The organism is Pseudooceanicola sp., assembly GCF_041987405.1.
Classification (GTDB): Bacteria; Pseudomonadota; Alphaproteobacteria; order Rhodobacterales; family Rhodobacteraceae; genus Pseudooceanicola.
On record NZ_JBHIWR010000004.1, the window covers coordinates 26,559 to 47,099 of the forward strand.

Sequence of the window (20,541 nt, forward strand, 5' to 3'; positions counted from 1 at the left end):
GATGTCCGCACTCACCGACCTGCTGGAATTCCAGAAAGAGACCGAGGCGCTGGCCGCCATCGCCGGACGTCTGGAATGGGATCAGGAAACCATGATGCCCCCCGGCGCCGCCGAACAGCGGGGCGAGGAACAGGCGGCGATCCAGGGCATCCTGCACGCCCGCCGCACCGATCCGCGCATCGCCGACTGGCTCTCCGCCGCCGACGGCACGGAAATGAGCGCGCCCCAGGCCGCCATGCTGCGCCACATCCGCCGCGACTATGACAAGACGCAGAAGGTGCCCGCGAAACTCGCCGCCGAAATCGCGCGCGTCACCTCCGTCGCGCAGGGGACATGGGCCGCCGCCCGCGCCGCGGATGATTTCCAGGCCTTCCTCCCCTCGCTGGAGCGGGTCGTCGCCCTGCGCCAGGAGGAGGGACAGGCCCTGGCCGACGGCGGCGATCCTTACGACGCGCTGCTCGACAATTACGAGGCGGAAATGACCGCCGCCCGCCTCGACGCGATGTTCGGGGAGATGCGCCCCCGCCTGACCGCCCTGCGCGAGAGGGTTCTGGAAAAGCCCGAACCCAAGGGGCTGACCGGCACGTTCCGCGATGACAAGCAGATGGAACTGGCACGGGCGCTCGCTGCGACCTTCGGCTATGACTTCAACAGGGGTCGGCTGGACCGATCGGTCCACCCGTTTTCCTCCGGCGGCGGGTCCGACGCGCGGATCACCACGCGGACCAGCCCCGATGATCCGTTCAATTGCCTCTATTCCACGATCCACGAGGTCGGCCATGCCTGCTATGAGCAAGGCATTGATCCCGAATACCTTTTCACGCCGCTCGGGCAGGGCGTCTCCATGGGGGTCCACGAAAGCCAGAGCCGGATCTACGAGAACCAGATCGGCCGCTCCCGCGCCTTCACCGGATGGCTCTTCGACCAGATGACCGCCGCTTTCGGCGATATCGGCGTTGCGGATGCGGAGGGGTTCTATCACGCCGTCAACCGCGTCCAGAAGGCCTTCATCCGGACCGAGTCGGACGAGTTGCAGTATAACCTGCACATCATGCTACGCTTTGATCTGGAACGCGCCATGGTCAGCGGCGATCTGAAACCCGCCGATCTGGAAGCCGCCTGGAACGACCGCTTCAAGGCGGATTTCGGCTATGATGTCCCGCGCGCCTCTCTCGGCTGTCTGCAGGATGTGCATTGGTCGGTCGGGCTATTCGGCTACTTCCCGACCTATTCCCTGGGTAATGTCTACGCCGGCTGCCTGAATGCGGCGATGCGCAAGGCGGTTCCGGACCTGGACGCACACCTGGCGAAGGGCGACACCGCCCCGGCGACCACCTGGCTGCACGACAACGTCCAGCGTCACGGCGGCCTCTACCGCCCGGCCGAGGTCATCGAAAAGGCCTGCGGAACCGCGCCGACCGCGGCCCCGCTGCTGGACTATATCGAGGCGAAGTTCACAGAGCTCTACGATCTCTGATCAATAGCCGTCAAAGACCCCCTGGCTGTGGCGCCGCGAGAAGGTCGCGCCACGGCCGAAGTCGATATGATAGCCAAGCGTGACGACCGTTTCGCTCAGATCGGTCTGGCCGACGGTCATTGCCACCTTGGTATCGTTCTTGAACCCATATTCCGCACCGAGATAGGCGATGGATTTGCTGCCCGTAGGCAGCCCGCTTTCTGCATGCGCCGCGCCGAACAGGCCGAAACCGCTCCACGTCTCCGGCGCATAGGCCAGTTCGATCCCGAACCGCTCGCCGTCGAAGGTCGCGGCGCGGTCATCGCGATAGGCGGCGTAGATTTCGGCCTGGAAGGGACCGGAGTCATAGGCCGCTTCCACGCCGAAATAGGCATAGTTCCCGGGCCGCTGATCCTCGCCCACAAGGAAGGCCCCGATCGCCCAGTCGTCGGACGGGGCATAGTAGACATGGATTCCGGCCGTGGGCTGGGTTGAGGTCACCTGCTCATACTTCCCGACACTGAGGTCGAGCTGCAGACCGACCCCATTGGCAAACGTCGTGCCAAGCGATGTCGCGATATGTTTGAAATTGCGGCTTTTATCAACGTTCCGCCCAAGTTCGAAGCTGAGCTCGCCGTGCAGCGTGTTCTCTGCCTGCGCAGGGAAAGCCAGGACCGTCAGCGCAAGCGCCGCGGCCAGGTAAGGGCTGGGATGAGTTTTGGTCATGGGAAATCCTTTCAAATCCACGACGTGCGAAATGCAAAGCAGGCGGGCCACCGGGTCCTGTTGCCTATCAATCTTCTATGGCATGGAAATTTGGCAATTGGGATGGGGCACAGACGTCGCAATGGGCCCGGTGCATCAGCTATGCGTGAACCGGAAGGCTGGGGCGCCTGATTCAGGGCGAATCCGGTGGTCTGTGGAAAGAAAATGGGTCGGCCATGGGCCGACCCAGTATGCTGAGGGTTTGGCGGGGTAGACGCCATTCCACACTGTTGGAACGCCTGCCTGGACCGTGGTCCGGGACTGCATCAGCCGCTCCGAATTTGCCCTCCAGAGAAGGAAGAGCTCCGGTTCTGACCAGAGAGCAGCGGGTTGGTTGGGTGGATAGCCCCGCTGACCGTCGTGGTGTCGAACCAGTCTTCCGCACCGTTAGATGCGGTATGGGGATATCTATTTCACGCTAAAGTTGCGCAAGCAAGGGTTGTGTGGGCCATAAGCGTCACCTGACACAACAACGCTAGAATTGCGTTAATGGTGACGCGAATTAGCGTCAGATGTGATGCTATAGGTGCTCACACGCCTCGAACGCCCCGGTGGCCCATTCAATCACAGCTTGCAAAAGCGGGTCATGCCGCCGCGTTTCGTGATAGCACAGGAACAGGGCCGTTTCGTTGTCCGGCGCCTGGGAATCATACAGCACCATCTGCGGTTCCATGGAAGCTTCGATGCGCAGCGTCAGCCCCGGCAGGCCGGTGATGCGGATCGCCTCGGCCACGTCATGCAGCGTCTCGACCCGCAGCGTGGGGGGCTGACCGCCCATCACGTCGATCGCCCGTTGCATAGGCTCATAGGCGTCGTGATCGCGCAGCAGACCGATCCAGGCCCCGGCGCGCGGGCCGTCGGGCATGGCGTAGACGTTGGCATGCACCCGTCCAATGGGTTTCACGATCAAGCGTCCGTGCTGCGGCCGGATCGGAGAGATGATCATGTCATTCTCGCCAAGCGTCTCGCGGTAGGTCTGGGCATGCAGGTTCAGCCGGATCCCCGGATGCTCCGCCACCAGATCCGACACACGCGGATACAGCACCCCGTTGGCCAGCGATCCCGGCATCCCGATGGAGATCGACCCGCTCAGCTGCCCACCCTTGGTGTCATTGGCGTTGAGGTAACTTTCGATCTCGCCTTCAAAGCTGGAGACGCTCTGCAACAGCGGACCGATCGCATCGCTCGCCACCCAGCCTTCCGGGGTCTTGTGAAACAGCTCGTGACCCAAGGTTTCGGCTAGCCGCGCCAGACGGCGCGACACCGTGGCCGGGTTGGTATCCAGCAGACGCGAGGCAGCGCTCATCGAGCCGGTCTTGTGAACCGCCATCAGGTACCGGAGGTCATCCCAGTTCTGAACCCGTGAGTCGCGCCCCTTCAGCATCAGCTTTCGTCCGCTTCTTTCTCGTCCTCGTCACCCTGATCGGCGATCCGCGCAACCGAGACGACGGTTTCGTTCTTGCCGGTGTTGAACACCTTGACCCCGCCCGCGCTGCGCGACCGGAAGGAAATCCCGTCCACAGGCACCCGGATCGACTGCCCCTTGGAGGTCGCCAGCATCACCTGATCGTCCATCTCGACGGGGAAGGCGGCAATCACCTCGCCCGTGCGCATGGATTTTTCCCAGGCGGTGACGCCCATGCCGCCACGACCCCGCAGCGGATAATCGTGGGAGGAGCTGATATGCCCCGCACCGCCCGCCGTGATCGTCAGGATCAGCGTTTCCGCCGCCGACATCTCGGCATAGCGGTCCTGGGGCAGGGGCATGTCGGCGTTGCCCTCTTCCTCGTCATTGGTCTGTTCGACGTCGCCCGCCATGGCGCGGCGCATCTTGAGATAGGAGGCCCGTTCATCGGATTCCGCCGCAAAACTGGGCAGGACGAACATCGAGGCGACCTCGTCCTTGTCGTTCAACCGCACACCGCGCACCCCGACGGAGGAGCGGGAGTTGAAGACCCGCACGTCATCCGCCCGGAACCGGATCGCCCGGCCGGACTGGGTGAACAGCATCACGTCGTCCTCGGCCCCGCAGATCGCGGCGTTGATCAGGCGCATGCCCTCGGCGTCACCCTCGAACTTCATCGCGATCTTGCCGTTGCGCATGACATTGGTGAAATCCGACAGCGCGTTGCGCCGCACCGTCCCGGCCGAGGTGGCAAAGACGATCTGCAAATCGCCCCAGTCCTTCTCGTCCCGGTCCACAGGCATGATCGCCGCGATAGAGACACCGGTCGGGATCGGCAGGATATTCACGATGGCCTTGCCCTTGGACGTCCGCCCGCCAAGCGGCAGGCGCCAGGTCTTCAGCTTATAGACCATCCCGTCCGTGGTGAAGAACAGCAGCTGCGTATGGGTATTCGCGACGAACAGCGACGTGACCACGTCGTCATCCTTGGTCGCCATGCCCGACAGCCCCTTGCCGCCACGCTTCTGGGCGCGGAAGTCTTCCAGCGGGGTGCGCTTGATATAGCCGGACTGGGTGACCGTCACGACCATTTCGGCGCGTTCGATCAGATCCTCGTCCTCCATATCGCCGGACCAGTCGACGATCTCGGTCCGACGCGGCACGGCAAACAGGTCCTTCACCTCGGTCAACTCGTCCGAGATGATGCCCATGATCCGCTCGCGCGAGCCGAGGATTTCCAGGTATTCCTTGATCTTCCCGGCCAGCTCTTCCAGCTCGTCCGTGACCTCTTTCACGCCAAGCTGCGTCAGGCGCTGCAGCCGCAGCTCCAGGATCGCGCGTGCCTGCGTCTCGCTCAGGTTATAGGTCCCGTCGTCGTTCATCGTATGGGTCGGATCGTCGATCAGACGGATGTAGGCCGCGATGTCGGAGGCGGGCCATTTCCGCGTCATCAGCTTTTCCCGCGCTTCCGCTGCATCGGCGGAGGAGCGGATGGTCGCCACGATCTCGTCCACGTTGGACACGGCAACCGCCAGACCGCACAGAACATGGCTCCGCTCCCGCGCCTTGCGCAGCAGGTAGGCGGTGCGCCGCGCCACCACGTCCTCGCGGAACTTGATGAATTCCGACAGAAAACCATACAGCGTAAGTGTCTCGGGCCGCCCGCCGTTCAGCGCCAGCATGTTGCAGCCAAACGACGTCTGCATCGGCGTGAACCGCCACAGCTGGTTCAGCACCACATCCGGCGTCGCGTCGCGCTTCAGCTCGATCACCACGCGCACGCCGTGCCGGTCCGACTCGTCCTGCACATGCGAGATGCCGTCGATCCGCTTGTCCCGCACCTGTTCCGCGATCTTCTCGATCATCGCGGCCTTGTTCACCTGGTAGGGGATCTCGTCGATGACGATGGCGTAGCGTTCCTTGCGGATCTCCTCCACATGCTGCTTACAGCGTATGATGACCGATCCGCGCCCTTCGGTATACGCCTTGCGCGCCCCGCCACGGCCCAGGATGATCCCGCCCGTCGGGAAATCCGGGGCGGGCACATATTCGATCAGATCCTCCACCGACATGTCCGGGTTCTGGATCAGCGCCAGCGTCGCATCCACGACCTCGCCCAGGTTGTGCGGCGGGATATTCGTCGCCATGCCGACCGCGATCCCGCCGGCCCCGTTGACCAGCATGTTCGGGAAGCGGGCGGGCAGGACGACAGGCTCCTGGTCCTTGCCGTCGTAGTTCAGCTCAAAATCGACCGTGTCCTTGTCGATATCTTCCAGCAGATAGTTCGCGGCCTTGGCCATCCGCACCTCGGTGTAACGGAAGGCCGCGGCCTTGTCCCCGTCCATCGAACCGAAGTTGCCCTGACCGTCCAGCAGCGGCAGCGACATGGAGAAACTCTGTGCCATCCGCACCAGCGCGTCATAGATCGCGGAATCACCATGCGGGTGATACTTGCCCATGGCGTCCGACACGGGGCGCGAGGATTTGCGATAGGGCTTGTCGAAGGTATTCCCCACCTCGCTCATCGCATAGAGGATGCGACGGTGCACAGGTTTTAGGCCATCCCGCAGATCGGGAATCGCCCGCGCCACGATGACCGACATCGCGTAGTCGAGATAGGAATTCCGCATCTCGTCGGTGATCGACACCGTCGGCCCGTCGTAGGCAGGGCGCTGGATTTCCTCATCATTCTCAGGGGGTTCTGGAGTGTCCGTCACGTCTGTGGCCCTGTATTCGGAAGCTTCTATATCTTGTTGTCGGCGACTATAGCACCCACGCTTTCTGGGGTGCAATGGCAACCGGCACGGCGCATTGTCACTCATCCCTCGGGATTGATAACAAGCTGTTTTTGTTGATTTTTAATCCGGCTGCGTCATCATTTTCCTACCATCAACAAATCGAGGGTCTCGCATGACGATGAGTGATACGGAAATGATGCTCCGCGGATATGGTCTCACCACGGCGGAGCTGTTCTACCGGATGCCCGATTACAAGAACGTCCTCAACAGCTTTGTCTGGCAGGATTACGATCTGGCCCCGGACCATCCGAAGCTCTTCAAGTTCATCGAATTCTGGCAGGACGAAATCGAGGGTCCCCTGCATTCCGTCCGCTTCACGCACCGCAAGCAGATCGCTTCCGGCGAATGGCGCAACTGCGTGGGAGAGCTGACGCTGCACTGACGCGCGAGCGCCCGTGTCACAAGGCACCAACACGCCCCGGCCCCCGCGCCGGGGCCTCGCGCCACATTGCTCAACCACGCCCCGGCCTTGCGCCGGGGCCCCGCGCCAAACGCGCCCGCGCCCCGCGGCAGTGACCTGCCCCACGCGGTCCCGGCGCAAGGCCGGGACACATCACCCCCCCCTCACGCCGCGCAGGAGGCCCCGCCCAGCACACAGAACTTCGCGCAATGCGGATGGTTCAGCGCCACCTCCTGCCCGATTTCCGGCGCCGCAGCCCCCATGTCGAACTGCGGATCATAGGGCAGCAGTGTGCAGGCGGCATAGCTCACATCCTCCCCCTTCCGCTTCACCAGCATGCGGGAGGAGGCGCACATCACATCCCCCGGTCGCTTGTCCAGAATGCCCCAGCAGGCGGTCGTGATCTCCGGCACCTCGACGCCCAGGTCCATCTCCGGGAAAAGCACCAGGGCGCCGGGATCCCCCGCATCAATCGGCAGGCCTTCACGCGCAAACAGCGCGGCATAGCCCGCCCGCATCTCAGCCTCCGTCTCACCGGTAAACCCGCGCCCCGCGACGGCCAGCGCGATCCTCTGATCGCGCAGCCAGCGAAGCCCGACAAGGCTCTCCTCGAAACTGCCCGCGCCACGCTCCGCCTCATGCACCGGTGCCGTGTGGTGATCCAGCGAGACGCGGCAGACCATCTGACCGGGGTAGGCCCGCTCCAGCCGCGCCAGCGCCTCGCGGCACCGCACCCGCATCATCGGGCGCATCGCATTGGTCAGGATCAGCACCCGCAACCCGCGTGCCAGAACATCCTCCACCATCGCAGGAAACTCGGGGTTCAAGAACGGCTCACCCCCGGTAAAGCCAACCTCTTCAACGGGATGCCCTGCCGCCAGCACATCCTCCAGCGCCTGCGCGACCTCCGCCGCCGACAGATAGACCAGCGCGTCGTTGCTGGGCGAACTTTCGATGTAGCAATGCGAGCAGGCGATATTGCATAGCGTTCCTGTATTGATCCAGAGCGTGCGGATACCCTCCAGCGTCACCCGCGCCCGCGCCTCGCCCTTCGCGGTCACATCGGGGTCGGCGAACTTGCCGAAATTGGCGGCCGTTTGGTCTCTCATGTCCGCCTCGCGCGCAGAAATGTCCGGTGGACACAGGTCTAGCGGCTGGACAGGGGCAGGGCAAACTTTACGATCTCTCCTGCTGCCATTGTGAAATGCAGGCCACTCGCTATGTTAGCGCCCAAACTCGCCCCTGCGGCCCCAATTGCCCCCGCGGCACGAAAGGATCTCTCATGGCCTCTCGCGTTATCCCGGTCGACCCCTTCGACCTCGTCGTTTTCGGCGGGACCGGTGACCTCGCCCGGCGCAAGATCTTGCCTGCGCTCTTTCGGCGCTTCTGCTCCGGCCAGATGGAGGGGGGATCGCGCGTGATCGGCGCCGCGCGTTCCGACCTGACGACGGAGGCCTACCGCGAGGTCGTGGCGGAGGCGATTCGCGAATTCAACACCACCACCACCTGCGAGGAGGGCACGCTCGACGCCTTCCTCAAGCAGATCGACTATGTCCATGTCGATGCCATGGGCGACACCGGCTGGCCGCAACTGGCCGAGATGATGAAGCCGGGCAAGATCCGCGCCTATTACTTCTCCGTCGGGCCCAGCCTCTTCGGCCCGCTGGCCGAACGCCTGCATGCCCATGGGCTGGCCGATGGCGAAAGCCGGATCGTGGTGGAAAAACCTTTCGGCCGCGATCTGGAAACCGCCCGCGCGCTGAACGCCACGCTGGCCCAGCATTTCCCCGAAAGCCAGATCTACCGCATCGACCATTACCTGGGGAAGGAGACGGTGCAGAACCTCATGGCCGTCCGCTTTGGCAATATGCTGTTCGAACCGCTGTGGAATTCGCAATACGTCGACCACATCCAGATCACCGTTGCCGAAACCGTCGGCGTCGGGGGCAGGGGCGAATATTACGACCGCTCCGGCGCGATGCGGGACATGGTGCAGAACCACCTGATGCAGCTGCTCTGCCTCATCGCGATGGAACCGCCGGCCAAGTTCGACCCGGACGCCGTGCGCGACGAAAAGCTTAAGGTCATCCGCGCCCTGAACGAGGTCGCCCCGGGTGAAATCGTACGCGGCCAGTACGGCAAGGGGCCCGAGACACCGGATTACGCGGCGGACGTGGAAAACCCCAAGGCCACCAGCGAAAGCTTCATCGCCCTGCGCGTCGGCATTTCGAACTGGAGATGGGCCGGCACGCCCTTCTACCTGCGCACCGGCAAACGGCTGAAGGCCCGCGCCAGCGAGATCGCGGTGATCTTCAAGGAAACCCCGCATTCCATCTTCGACGACGACAGCGGCCGCCACCGGAATATCCTCACGATCCGCCTGCAACCGAACGAGGGCATGGACCTGGACGTGACGATCAAGGAACCGGGGCCGGGCGGCATGCGCCTGATCGACGTGCCGCTCGACATGACCTTCGCCGAGGCGCTTGGCCCAGATGGCGAAGACGTGCCCGACGCCTATGAACGGCTCATCATGGACGTGATCCGCGGCAACCAGACGCTCTTCATGCGCGGTGACGAGGTGGAGGCCGCCTGGGCCTGGACCGATCCGATCATCGAGGGCTGGGAAAAACGCGGCGACCGTCCCGTGCCCTACGAACCGGGCAGTTCCGGCCCCGAGGATGCGCTGGAACTGATCCACCATGACGGCCGCCGCTGGAGGGAGATCCGGGCGTGAACTGGACCGACTACCCCGACCGCGACATGCTGGCCCTAGAACTTGCGGAGGTTTTGGCCGATGCCCTTGTCACCGCGCTGCATCACAAGGACCGGGTGACCTTGTCCGTCCCCGGTGGCACCTCTCCCGGTCCGGTCTTCGACGCGCTGTCCCAGGTGCATCTGCCCTGGGACCGCGTCGATGTCCTGCTGACCGATGAAAGATGGGTGCCCGAAAGCTCCGATCGCTCCAACACCGCCCTGTTGCGCCGCACCCTGCTGACCGGCCCCGCTGCGGCGGCCCGCCTCATCCCGCTCTACGCCCCGACGCCCGAACCGGAAGAGAGCCTAGACACCCTCAGCGCCGCGATTGCCGAAAGCCTGCCGATCGACGTGATGCTGATCGGCATGGGCGCCGACATGCACACCGCCTCGCTCTTCCCCGGCGCCGACCGGTTGGAGGAGGGGCTGGCGGAAGACGCCCCCGTCCTGCTGCCGATGCGTGCCCCCGGCGCGCCGGAACCGCGCGTCACACTCACCGCGCCCGTGCTGAGGAACGCGATGGATATTCACCTCCTCATCATGGGAGAAGAGAAGAAATCCGCCGTCGAACGGGCCGCGACACTCCCCCCGGCGGAGGCTCCGGTGGCCTGCCTGCTTGGCGAGGCCCGGATTCATTATGCCGACTGATCGGGCAAGCTGAAAGGAACACCCATGTGGGCAGAAATCGAACGCCGTGGCGCTGACGCCCGCACGCGAAACATTGCAGAAATAATGGAAAAGCCCAATCGAGTCGCGGATTTCACCGTGCAATTTGGAACGCTATTGTTCGATTACTCCAAAACCCAGATGGGCACCGAAGATCGCGCCGCGCTCCTATCCCTGGCCGAGGCATCCGGCCTTGCCGCCCGCCGCGAGGCCATGTTCACCGGCGAAAAGATAAACGAGACAGAGGGCCGCGCGGTCCTGCACACGGCCCTTCGCAATCTCTCCGGCATGCCTGTCGAGGTCGACGGGTCGGATGTCATGCCCGGCGTCTTTGCCACGCTGCAGCGGATGGAGGATTTCGCAAATGCCGTACGCAACGGGCGATTCACCGGGGCAGGGGGCGCCATCACCGATGTGGTGAATATCGGCATCGGCGGCTCCGACCTCGGCCCGGCGATGGCCTATGCCGCCCTCGCCCCCTATTGCGATGGGCCGCGCGTCCACTACGTCTCCAACGTCGATGGCGCGCATATCCACGACACGCTCAAGGCGCTGGACCCGACGACCACGCTGGTCATCGTCGCCTCCAAGACCTTCACCACCATCGAAACCATGACGAATGCGGACACCGCCCGCAGCTGGATGGCCGCCAAGGTGTCCGATCCGGCCGCGCAATTTGCCGCCCTCTCGACCGCCGCGGATCTGACGGCCGATTTCGGCATCGCCCCGGACCGCGTCTTCGGCTTCGAAGACTGGGTCGGCGGGCGCTACTCCGTCTGGGGGCCGATCGGACTATCGCTGATGATCGCCATCGGGCCGGACAACTTCCGCGCCTTCCTTACCGGTGGCCATGCGATGGACAATCACTTCAGAACCGCGCCGCTGCAAGACAACCTGCCTGTCATGCTGGCCCTCGTCGGCATCTGGCACAATCAGGGGCAGGGCCATGCCACCCGCGCGGTGTTGCCCTACGACCAACGCCTGCTGCGCCTTCCGGCCTATCTGCAACAGCTGGAGATGGAGAGTAACGGCAAATCCGTTTCCATGGACGGCGCGGATCTGCCCGTGCATTCCGGCCCCGTGGTCTGGGGCGAGCCCGGCACAAACGGCCAACACGCCTTCTACCAGCTGATCCACCAGGGCACCCGCGTCGTGCCCTGCGAATTCATGGTCGCCGCCAGGGGGCATGAGCCTGACCTCGCCCATCACCACGCCCTTCTGGTCGCCAATTGCCTGGCCCAGTCCGAGGCGCTGATGCGCGGCCGCTCCCTCGAAGAAGCCACCGCCATCATGGCCGCCAAGGGCCTCACCGGCGAAGAACTTGACCGTCAGGCCCGCCACCGCGTCTTCCCCGGCAACCGCCCCTCGACCACGCTGCTCTACCCGCAACTGACGCCGGAGGTGCTGGGCCAGATCGTGGCGCTCTACGAACATCGCGTCTTTGTCGAAGGGGTGATCCTGGGCATCAATTCCTTCGACCAATGGGGTGTGGAATTGGGCAAGGAACTGGCCAAATCCCTGGCCCCCGTGCTCAGCGGCGAAGACCCCGGCACCGACAAGGACGCCTCAACCCGCGCCCTCGTCAAATACGTGCAGACCCACACGTAGGGTGCGTGCTCGCACGCACCGTCCCGCGGCCAGCGGTGCGTGCCAGCACGCACCCTACGGAATATCAAACCCCGGCGCGGCCAGTTCGAACCCCTCTACATCCAACAGAACGCCTGAAGCACGACACTTTCCCTCTCCCCTTAGGGGAGAGGGCTAGGGAGAGGGGGCACCCACGCCCCACATCACCCCCGCGGAATATCAAACCCCGGCGCCGCCAGCTCGAACCCCTCGAAGCGGAACCCCGGCGACACGGTGCAGCCGACCAGCGTCCAGTCCCCGGTCGTCTCCGCCGCCTGCCACCAGTCCTTCGGCACGATCCCCTGCGGCCGCGCGCCCGTGGCCAGATCCGTCCCGATCACCAGGGTCTCCGCCGGCCCCGCCTCCGTCTCCGCCAGATGCAGCAACAGCGGCGCCCCGGCGTAGTGATGCCAGATCTCCGTTGCATCGACGCGGTGCCAGTGGCTCCGCTCTCCGGCTTTCAACAGGAAGTAGATGCAGGTCCCCGCAGGCCGCCCCTCCGCGACCTCCTCTATCCAGGTCTGGCGGTAATGTCCGCCCTCGGGGTGCGGCGCGAGGCCCAGCAAGTCTATGATCTCCTGTGCGGTCATGGCGTCCTCCTCGCTCTCTCTGTTGCAGGGATTTTCCCCGGACCAACCGGCCCCCGCAACCCCGCACCACGCACGCGTGCCCCCACGCCACATCTTGGAACTTTGATGCTCTCGGAAGCGTTACTCCTCCGACCATTCAAACCGAGGACGCCATGTTCAGATTTGCCATCACGACACTGTTGTTCGCATCCACCGCCGCCATCGCGCAGGACACCACCGTTGCCCCGGCGACGGAGGACAAGCAAGCCGCCGAAGCGCAGCAGGCCGCGCAGGACAAGCCCGCCGCATTCCAGGCTGACGGGCCGCTGATCAGCGCCGAGGCGGTCGAAGACGCCAGGGTCTACTCCCTCAACGAAGACTATAACGAGACGTTCTGGAACAGCGGCGAAGCCTTCGGCGATGTCGCCGCCTCCTGGCTCGAAATCGGCGATGTCGAAGATCTGGTGCTCGACAATGAGGCCAAGGTCGTGGGTGTCACTGTGGACGTCGGCGGTTTCCTCGGCATTGCCGACCGCGACGTGCTGATCCCGCTGGAACATCTGCGTCTTGTCCAGGGTCCGGGTGCGGACGATTTCATGATCGTGACCCGGATGACGGAAGCGCAGCTGGAAGAGGCCGAGGACGTCGGCCCGCTGGTCGGCAAGGACTGAGGCACAACAGGGCGCGCGGCCTGCCGGGGCGCGCGCCTTTCTCAATCAGCGGGCGTCCGAGACTGCATTGAAATCTCGGAACATTCCCCGCCCTCCTTTCGTTGGTCCTCTGAACTGCTCAACGAAAGGAGAACCGACATGAAACCGATTCTCACCGGCATCGCCGCCCTCATGATCTCCGCCACGCCTGTGCTCGCGCAGAGCCAGACAACCGGCGACGGGGCATCTGACGACGTGATGGACAGCCAGGCCACGACCGGCAATCAGGGCGCCTCGGACTCCAGCATTGGAACCTACGAGAGCGACCGTGCCGCCTCGATGAACTACGCCGACGCCATCCGCACCCGGGACATCACGGGGGGCGAGATCTACTCCACCGGCGGTGTCGGCGGCGACTGGAACGCTGATACGCGCTATGATCTGGTCGACAGGAACTGGGCCGAGATTGGCGAAATCGAGGATATCATCCTCGACCGTGATGGTCAGATGACCGGCGTCGTCGCCGAGGTCGGCGGCTTCCTCGATATCGCGGACAAGCACGTGATACTCAATGTGGACCGCATGCGCCTCGTCCCCGTGGATGACCGGTCCTATTCGGTCGTGACCAACATGACCGAAGAAGAACTGGAAAACCTGCCGTCGGTTGACGAAGGCTTCTGGAACTGAGGTCCGCATCACGCGAAAAGCCCCGGCAATTGCCGGGGCTTTTTCATGCGCGCCGGGCATGCAGGACTTCACAGAGCGTTCAGTTTTAACGCCAGCAAGAGATGAACGACCGCAACGCCGACAAAGATGACCGCCACGCTCGCCCCGTCGACCAGGGAAAAGGCCACCAGACCCGCGCTGAAAACGGCCACCTTGAAGATCAACAGCGCGCGCCCCGTCAGCCTTGTTGCGCTGGTCGGGGCGCCCCAACGAGCCCACACCGCGACAACCGCGCACATCAGCCCGAACCCGGCCAGATGCCCGCGCCACCCCTCCAGCATGTCCATCCCCAACCGGTAGACCGCGACCAACACGGCCACCTCCACCCCCAGGGCAAGGATCGCGTGCAGGACACCGGCCGGTCCGGGGGGAACATGGCTCATTTCAGGATCGACGCGCCCGCATATTCCGCCGCTTCGCCCAGCATTTCCTCGATCCGGATCAGCTGGTTGTACTTGGCCAGCCGGTCCGACCGCGCCAGAGATCCGGTCTTGATCTGACCGCAGTTGGTCGCGACGGCGAGATCGGCAATCGTCGCATCCTCGGTCTCGCCGGAGCGGTGCGACATGACGTTGGTATACCGCGCGCGATGCGCCATATCGACGGCGCGCAGCGTCTCGGTCAGCGTGCCGATCTGGTTCACTTTGACCAGCATCGAATTCGCCACGCCGCGCTTGATCCCGTCGGCCAGCCGCGCCGGGTTGGTGACAAACAGATCGTCGCCAACCAGTTGCACCTTGTCGCCCAGCTTGTCGGTCAGGAGTTTCCATCCGTCCCAGTCATCTTCCGAACAGCCGTCTTCGATGGAGATGATCGGGTAATCGCCGCAGAGCGCGGCCAGGTAGTCGACATTCTCTTCGGCAGAGAGCGTCTTGCCTTCGCCCGACAGCACATATTTGCCGTCCTTGAAATATTCAGTCGCGGCGCAGTCGAGCGCCAGGTAGATATCCTCGCCCGGTTTGTACCCGGCCTTCTCGATCGACTTCAGCACGAAATCCAGCGCATCGCGGGTAGAGGCCAGTTCGGGCGCAAAGCCGCCCTCATCGCCCAGACCAGTGGACATGCCCGCCGCCGAAAGCTCTTTCTTGAGGACGTGGAAGACCTCCGACCCCATGCGGACGGCATCGCGGATATTGCCCGCGCTGACCGGCATGATCATGAATTCCTGAATGTCGATCGGGTTGTCCGCATGCTCGCCGCCGTTGATGATGTTCATCATCGGCACCGGCAGCACACGCGCCGAGGTGCCGCCGACATAGCGGTAGAGCGGTTGCATGGTGAACTCCGCCGCCGCCTTGGCCGCCGCCATCGACACGCCGAGGATCGCATTGGCGCCCAGACGGCCCTTGTTCTCGGTTCCGTCCAGCTCGATCATCGCCATGTCCAGCTCGATCTGGTCGGTGGCATCCAGGCCCAGCAATTCCTCGGCGATCTCGCCATTGACGGCCATCACCGCCTCCAGCACGCCCTTGCCGCCATAGCGCCCCTTGTCACCATCGCGCTTCTCCACCGCCTCATAGGCGCCGGTGGACGCACCGGAGGGCACGGCGGCCCGGCCCATGGTGCCGTCTTCAAGGGTCACGTCGACCTCCACGGTCGGGTTGCCGCGGCTGTCGAGGATCTCGCGCGCGTGAATGTCGATAATGGTGCTCATGGAATGGGTCCCGTTCCGGATTGGCAGTTGCCCCGGCTTGTAAGGGGCGGGTTTGCCTTTGAAAAGAGGGCGGGGGGACATTTGCGCTAACACGCCGGGGCCTCGTCCAAAGGCGACCTGTGGGATATTTCGGGCCGGAAGACACCGGGGGTTTGACCGGGCGGCCAAAGGGCGCGAGGGTGAATGACGAAGAGCGCGCGGAGGCCCCGATGCTCGACACGGTTCAGGATACGGAAACCATCACCGCGACAGAGCGGCCGAAACTCTACAAGGTCATCCTGCTGAACGATGATTTCACCCCGCGCGGTTTCGTGGTGAAGGTCCTGCAGGGCGTCTTCCGGATGAGTGAGGGCGAGGCGGAGGCGGTGATGATCACCGCCCATATGCGCGGCGCCTGCGTCGTCGCGGTCTACACCCGCGAAGTCGCGGAGGAAAAGGCAAAGGAGGCCACGGAACTCGGCCGCCAGTATGGCTATCCGCTGGCCTTCACAACGGAAAAGGAGGGTTAGCTGCCCTTGCGGGTCCAGTTTTCCCAGACGAAGGGATAGTCCCAGGTGCAGACATGTGTCCGGGCCAGCGCCGCGCGGATTGTCTCCCGCTGGTGATCTGCGTTCTCCACGAAATCGTGGAACTGGATCTGCAGGTTGTCGATCATCTCGATCAGCCCGGTCTCGATCAGATGCGGCAGCACCTCGAACTCGCCCCCTTCGATATTGATCTTGAGCAGGTCGATATGCGTGACGCCCAGCTCCGCGATCACGTCGGCGCTCCGGCGCAGTTGCACGACTTCGCCGGACTTGGTCCCGCTCTTTTCCTCCACGACGGAGGAGGCATCCGCATCGTCGGTCAGCATCAATTCGCGGTCCACCGCACCGAGGCCGAAGGGATGGCTGTGCACCTTGGGCACGTCACGGAAGCGCGCAACGCAGGCTTTGTGAAAGGTGAGGGAGGGTTCGAACAGGTGAACCTCCGCCCCGAATTTACGGTGGATGTCGTCGGCAAAATCCCCGAGATAGCCGCCCAGGTCGAAGACCACCGACTCCGGTCCCAGATCATACGCCAGACGCAGATCCTGATCCCGGTTGTCCCGTTTCCAGGCGCGGTAGGCCAGGACACGCGGGTCCTTGACCACATGGATCAGCCAGAGCTTCCGCATCGCGATGGCCGGCTCCGAAAGCAGCCGGATCAGCCGGGCGGACAGCGGTTTGCGCGAGGCGCTCATGACGGGATCACTCCCACTCGATCGTTCCGGGCGGCTTCGAGGTTACATCGTAAGTCACACGGTTTATCCCTTCGACCTCGTTGATGATCCGCGTGGCGGTTTCGCCAAGGAAATCATGGCTGAAGGGGTAATAATCCGCGGTCATCCCGTCGACCGAGGTCACCGCGCGCAGGGCGCAGGCGTAGTCGTAGGTGCGGCCGTCGCCCATCACGCCGACGGTGCGGACAGGCAGGATCGCGACGAAGGCCTGCCAGATCTCGTCGTAAAGCCCGTGCTTGCGGATCTGGTCGATATAGACCGCGTCGGCCTTGCGCAGAATCTCCAGCTTGTCGCGGGTGATCTCTCCGGGGCAGCGGATGGCAAGACCCGGACCGGGGAAGGGATGCCGGCCGATGAAACTGTCGGGCAGGCCCAACTCGCGGCCAAGCGCGCGGACCTCATCCTTGAAGAGCTCGCGCAGCGGCTCGACCAGCTTCAGCCCCATCTTCTCGGGCAGGCCGCCGACATTGTGGTGCGACTTGATCGTGACGGAGGGGCCGCCGGAAAAGCTTACCGATTCAATGACATCCGGGTATAGCGTGCCTTGGGCCAGGAAGGACGCGCCCTCGATCTGGTCGGCGTATTTCTGAAAGACGTCGATGAAGAGCTTGCCGATGATCTTGCGCTTGGTCTCGGGGTCGGACACGCCGTCCAATTCGCCAAGGAACAACTCCTGCTCCTGCGCGTGGATGACCGACAGGTTCATGTGATCGCGGAACATGCCCACGACCTCCTCGGCCTCGTTCAGGCGCAAGAGCCCATGATCGACGAAGACGCAGGTCAGGTTCTCTCCGATCGCCTCGTGGATCAGCGCGGCGGCGACAGAGCTATCGACGCCGCCAGACAGCGCACAGATGACCTTGGACTCGCCGACCTGATTGCGGATCGCCTCGACCATCTCCTCGCGGTAGGCGGCCATGGTCCAGTCGCCGCTGAAACCGGCCAGACGCACGAAATTCTCGTAAAGCGTCTTGCCGTTCGGCGTGTGGTGCACCTCCGGGTGGAACTGCACGGCGAAGAAATTGCGCTCCAGATCCGCGGTGATGGCAAAGGGTGCGTGGGGCGAGGTGCCGTAAACCGCGAACCCCGGGGCCAGCGCGGCGACATGGTCGCCATGGCTCATCCAGACCTGTTCGCGCGCATCCAGGAACCAGCCCGCCAGCAGGTCGATCCGCTCTTCGGTAGGGGAAACCCAGGCGCGGCCGAACTCCGCCGTGCCGCCGCCGCCCGAGATCTTGCCGCCTTCGACCCGCCCGCCAAGGTCCTGCATCATCACCTGCTGGCCATAGCAGATGCCCAGGATCGGCACGCCCAGGTCATAGACCGACTGCGGCGGACGCGGCGACCCCTCGCGCGTCACCGTGTCGGGCCCGCCGGAGAAGATCACTGCCTTCGGCGCGAACTCGGCCAGGAAGGCGTCGGTGACGTTTTGATACGGGTGGATTTCGCAATAGACATTCAGCTCTCTCAGGCGGCGCGCGATCAGCTGCGTCACCTGGCTGCCGAAGTCGATGATCAGGAGGCGGTCATGGGAGATCTGGGTCATGTTCGTCCTGTAGCCGCCGCCGCGCAGGCTCGCAAGCCGCTTTGAAGGGCCCGGCGGCGGGAATGCAGGCGACGCGCCCCGCGCAGGCTTTGGCCCGCGATGTCGCTTTTCCCCCGCACACGACGCAATCCGCGCGCGACCGGGGGGCGCAGCACGCTATCAGGGGGCAAACCCGGCACAAGGCCGGTCCTATCTTCGTGAGGGCGACAATGAGTGAGACGGCAGTGCGCGGACGGCGGGGCAGATCGGGCGGGGGCGCGGCACGGCGCGCCGAACGCACGGCGGTGACAATCGGGTCGGCCCCGGCCATCGAGCGCAATATCCCCAACCTGGAGCTTCTGTCCGAGGAGGCGCTTGAAATCATCGAGCGCAACGCCGAGACCGTCCTGGAAGAGATCGGCGTCAACTTCGTCAATAACCCCGCCGCGCTGGACCGTTGGCGCGAGGCCGGAGCGGACGTGAAGGGCGAACGCGTCCACATTCCCCGTGGCCTGGCCCGCAAGCTTTGCGAAACCGCGCCCTCCACCTTTACCCAGCACGCCCGCAACCCCGCCAACTCGGTCGAGATCGGCGGCAAGGGGCTGGTCCTCGCGCCGGTCTACGGCCCGCCTTTCGTGCGGGACGTCGACGGCGGGCGGCGCTATGCCACGATGGAGGATTTCCGCAAATTCGTGAAGCTGGGCCACATGTCGAAATGGCTCCACCATTCCGGCGGCACCGTCTGCGAACCGACCGACATCCCGGTGAACAAGCGGCACCTGGACATGATCCATGCCCATATGACGCTGACGGACAAGCCCTTCATGGGCTCGGTCACCGAAGCCTCCCGGGCGCAGGACAGTGTCGACATGTGCTCCATCCTCTTCGGCAAGGACTTCGTGCAGGAGAACACGGTGATGACCTCGCTCATCAACGTCAACTCGCCGCTGACCTTCGACGACGTGATGATGGGTGCGCTGGAGGTCTATGCCGCCAATAATCAGGCCTGCATCGTCAGCCCCTTCATCGTCGGCGGGGCCATGGCGCCGGTGTCGGTCATGGGCACGCTGACGCAGGTTCTGGCCGAGGTCATGGCCGGCATCGCCTACGCGCAGTTGGTCCGCCCCGGCGCGCCGGTGATCTTCGGCGCCTTCGTCACCTCGATCGACATGAACTCCGGCGCGCCGACCTTCGGCACGCCCGAGGCCAGCCAGATCCTGACCGGGGCAGGGCAACTGGCCCGCCGGATGAAGCTGCCCTTCCGCTCCGGCGGCGGACTCTGCGGGTCGAAACTGCCCGATGCGCAGGCCGCTTACGAGACCGCCAACACGCTGAACGCGGCGCTTCTGGGCGGGGTCAACTTCATGCTGCACGCCTGCGGCTGGCTGGAAGGCGGGCTGGTGTCCTCCTTCGAGAAATTTGTCATGGATGCCGACCAGTTGGGCACGCTGCACAAGATGGCCGCTGGCGTTGCGACGGACGACAATGCCCAGGCCATGGATGCGATCCGCGAGGTCGGGCCGGGCGGACACTATCTGGGCTGCGCCCATACCCAGGCGAATTTCAAGACCGCCTTCTGGCGGACCGAACTGCTGGATTACAAGCCCTTCGAGACCTGGGACGAAGAGGGCGCCCGCGATACGCAGACCCTGGCCGCCGCGCGGGTCGAAAAGCTGCTGTCGCAGTATCAGGCTCCGGCGATGGATCCCGGCGTGGCCGAGGAACTGGCGGCCTATGTCGCGGGGCGCAAGGCCTCCATGCCCGACGCCTTTATGTGACCTCAAACGCCCGTCCGGGCGCCGAGGGTCCGGGCCTCTGCCATCAGGGCACCCAGCACGGCCACATGCGCCGCCGCACGGTAACTGTCGCGGCGGCGCGTTGCGTTCAGGGCGGTTTCGATATCCATAAGCCTGACGATCGCCGCGCCGGGGTTTGGCACCTGTCCCAGCAATCGGGTCAGGTCGCGCCCCCGGTCGTAATGCTCCTGCGCGACCTGGGCCGCCTCCACCAGTAGCCGGGGACGGCGCAGCCTCGAAACCCGTGTCATCACATCTTCCATATCGCTCTCCGATTCGTCGTGAGGGAGGCAGTATGGCACGACCCAAGGTTGTGTTGCGTGAAATGGATTTTGGGCGAACGGTGGTCCCAGAATTGATTAATACTTTCGTAGGAAGATGGTAAAGAGAGGTTAATTGTTAACCAAACAGAAACCAAATCTCGATTTAGTTAACGTCGGGAAGCGCGTGGTTTTTGGCGGCAGAGCGGTGCGAACCGCACACTGCC

At 64.1% G+C, this 20,541-nt stretch carries 19 protein-coding genes; 9 read left to right on the forward strand and 10 right to left on the reverse strand.

Annotated elements, in window-relative coordinates; translation table 11 throughout:
• The first annotated feature begins 1 nt into the window (after window position 1).
• Window positions 2-1,477 (forward strand): carboxypeptidase M32, encoded by a 1,476-nt coding sequence (locus ACFC2Y_RS11205; protein ID WP_375172987.1) that lies wholly within the window; start codon window positions 2-4, stop codon window positions 1,475-1,477.
• Here the strand turns inward: ACFC2Y_RS11205 and ACFC2Y_RS11210 are convergent, their stop codons facing one another.
• The 3 genes from ACFC2Y_RS11210 to gyrA all read right to left on the reverse strand — a co-directional run bounded on the left by ACFC2Y_RS11210 (window position 1,478) and on the right by gyrA (window position 6,343).
• Entirely contained in the window at window positions 1,478-2,182 is a 705-nt protein-coding gene (locus tag ACFC2Y_RS11210; protein ID WP_375172986.1) for a hypothetical protein, read from the reverse strand. It abuts the gene before it with no gap.
• Window positions 2,183-2,741: 559 nt separating this feature from the next.
• A complete protein-coding gene (locus ACFC2Y_RS11215) occupies window positions 2,742-3,605 on the reverse strand; it encodes a LysR family transcriptional regulator (RefSeq protein WP_375172985.1) in 864 nt (287 codons plus the stop codon).
• Entirely contained in the window at window positions 3,605-6,343 is a 2,739-nt protein-coding gene (gene gyrA / locus ACFC2Y_RS11220) for a DNA gyrase subunit A (protein WP_375172984.1), read from the reverse strand. Before gyrA ends, ACFC2Y_RS11215 begins: the two co-directional genes overlap by 1 nt.
• Window positions 6,344-6,536: 193 nt before the next feature.
• Between gyrA and ACFC2Y_RS11225 the strand changes: the two genes are divergently transcribed.
• Entirely contained in the window at window positions 6,537-6,806 is a 270-nt protein-coding gene (locus tag ACFC2Y_RS11225) for an usg protein (RefSeq protein ID WP_375172983.1), read from the forward strand.
• Between the two features lie 182 nt (window positions 6,807-6,988).
• On the opposite strand, the gene ACFC2Y_RS11230 is transcribed toward ACFC2Y_RS11225, so the two are convergent.
• On the reverse strand, window positions 6,989-7,933 hold the full coding sequence (locus tag ACFC2Y_RS11230) for a radical SAM protein (RefSeq protein WP_375172982.1): 945 nt from the start codon (window positions 7,931-7,933) through the stop codon (window positions 6,989-6,991).
• A gap of 173 nt (window positions 7,934-8,106) precedes the next feature.
• Between ACFC2Y_RS11230 and zwf the strand changes: the two genes are divergently transcribed.
• The 3 genes from zwf to pgi are packed head-to-tail and all read left to right on the forward strand — an operon-like array spanning window position 8,107 to window position 11,855.
• Window positions 8,107-9,561 carry a glucose-6-phosphate dehydrogenase gene (gene zwf / locus ACFC2Y_RS11235; protein WP_375172981.1) on the forward strand — a complete coding sequence of 485 codons (1,455 nt, stop codon included), beginning with the start codon at window positions 8,107-8,109 and terminating at the stop codon, window positions 9,559-9,561.
• Window positions 9,558-10,229, forward strand: a complete 672-nt coding sequence (pgl, locus tag ACFC2Y_RS11240; protein WP_375172980.1) for a 6-phosphogluconolactonase — start codon at window positions 9,558-9,560, stop codon at window positions 10,227-10,229. Before zwf ends, pgl begins: the two co-directional genes overlap by 4 nt.
• A gap of 24 nt (window positions 10,230-10,253) precedes the next feature.
• Window positions 10,254-11,855: a glucose-6-phosphate isomerase gene (gene pgi, locus ACFC2Y_RS11245; RefSeq protein WP_375172979.1), complete on the forward strand. Its 1,602-nt coding sequence runs from the start codon at window positions 10,254-10,256 to the stop codon at window positions 11,853-11,855.
• A 182-nt stretch (window positions 11,856-12,037) separates the two neighbouring features.
• On the opposite strand, the gene ACFC2Y_RS11250 is transcribed toward pgi, so the two are convergent.
• Complete coding sequence (locus tag ACFC2Y_RS11250) at window positions 12,038-12,463, reverse strand: cupin domain-containing protein (RefSeq protein ID WP_375172978.1); 426 nt, start codon at window positions 12,461-12,463, stop codon at window positions 12,038-12,040.
• A gap of 152 nt (window positions 12,464-12,615) precedes the next feature.
• On the opposite strand from ACFC2Y_RS11250, the gene ACFC2Y_RS11255 reads away from it, so the two are divergent.
• Window positions 12,616-13,113, forward strand: a complete 498-nt coding sequence (locus tag ACFC2Y_RS11255; RefSeq protein ID WP_375172977.1) for a PRC-barrel domain-containing protein — start codon at window positions 12,616-12,618, stop codon at window positions 13,111-13,113.
• Between the two features lie 138 nt (window positions 13,114-13,251).
• Window positions 13,252-13,779: a PRC-barrel domain-containing protein gene (locus tag ACFC2Y_RS11260; protein WP_375172976.1), complete on the forward strand. Its 528-nt coding sequence runs from the start codon at window positions 13,252-13,254 to the stop codon at window positions 13,777-13,779.
• A gap of 68 nt (window positions 13,780-13,847) precedes the next feature.
• Here ACFC2Y_RS11260 and ACFC2Y_RS11265 read toward each other — a convergent pair whose 3' ends face one another.
• Together ACFC2Y_RS11265 and eno are read right to left on the reverse strand one after the other, a co-directional pair.
• Entirely contained in the window at window positions 13,848-14,201 is a 354-nt protein-coding gene (locus ACFC2Y_RS11265; RefSeq protein WP_375172975.1) for a DUF2568 domain-containing protein, read from the reverse strand.
• Complete coding sequence (eno, locus tag ACFC2Y_RS11270; RefSeq protein WP_375172974.1) at window positions 14,198-15,472, reverse strand: phosphopyruvate hydratase; 1,275 nt, start codon at window positions 15,470-15,472, stop codon at window positions 14,198-14,200. The genes ACFC2Y_RS11265 and eno overlap by 4 nt, the downstream gene beginning before the upstream one ends.
• A gap of 209 nt (window positions 15,473-15,681) precedes the next feature.
• Between eno and ACFC2Y_RS11275 the strand changes: the two genes are divergently transcribed.
• Window positions 15,682-15,981 carry an ATP-dependent Clp protease adaptor ClpS gene (locus tag ACFC2Y_RS11275; protein WP_375172973.1) on the forward strand — a complete coding sequence of 100 codons (300 nt, stop codon included), beginning with the start codon at window positions 15,682-15,684 and terminating at the stop codon, window positions 15,979-15,981.
• Here the strand turns inward: ACFC2Y_RS11275 and ACFC2Y_RS11280 are convergent.
• Together ACFC2Y_RS11280 and guaA are read right to left on the reverse strand one after the other, a co-directional pair.
• The gene (locus ACFC2Y_RS11280; protein ID WP_375172972.1) at window positions 15,978-16,694 is read right to left on the reverse strand and encodes an FkbM family methyltransferase; all 717 of its coding nucleotides are present in this window, start codon (window positions 16,692-16,694) and stop codon (window positions 15,978-15,980) included. The genes ACFC2Y_RS11275 and ACFC2Y_RS11280 overlap by 4 nt on opposite strands.
• A 7-nt stretch (window positions 16,695-16,701) precedes the next feature.
• On the reverse strand, window positions 16,702-18,279 hold the full coding sequence (gene guaA, locus ACFC2Y_RS11285; protein WP_375172971.1) for a glutamine-hydrolyzing GMP synthase: 1,578 nt from the start codon (window positions 18,277-18,279) through the stop codon (window positions 16,702-16,704).
• 209 nt (window positions 18,280-18,488) lie between these two features.
• Between guaA and ACFC2Y_RS11290 the strand changes: the two genes are divergently transcribed.
• The gene (locus ACFC2Y_RS11290; protein ID WP_375172970.1) at window positions 18,489-20,036 is read left to right on the forward strand and encodes a trimethylamine methyltransferase family protein; all 1,548 of its coding nucleotides are present in this window, start codon (window positions 18,489-18,491) and stop codon (window positions 20,034-20,036) included.
• A gap of 2 nt (window positions 20,037-20,038) precedes the next feature.
• Here the strand turns inward: ACFC2Y_RS11290 and ACFC2Y_RS11295 are convergent, their stop codons facing one another.
• Window positions 20,039-20,305 (reverse strand): DUF6477 family protein, encoded by a 267-nt coding sequence (locus ACFC2Y_RS11295; RefSeq protein WP_375172969.1) that lies wholly within the window; start codon window positions 20,303-20,305, stop codon window positions 20,039-20,041.
• Window positions 20,306-20,541: the final 236 nt, after the last annotated feature.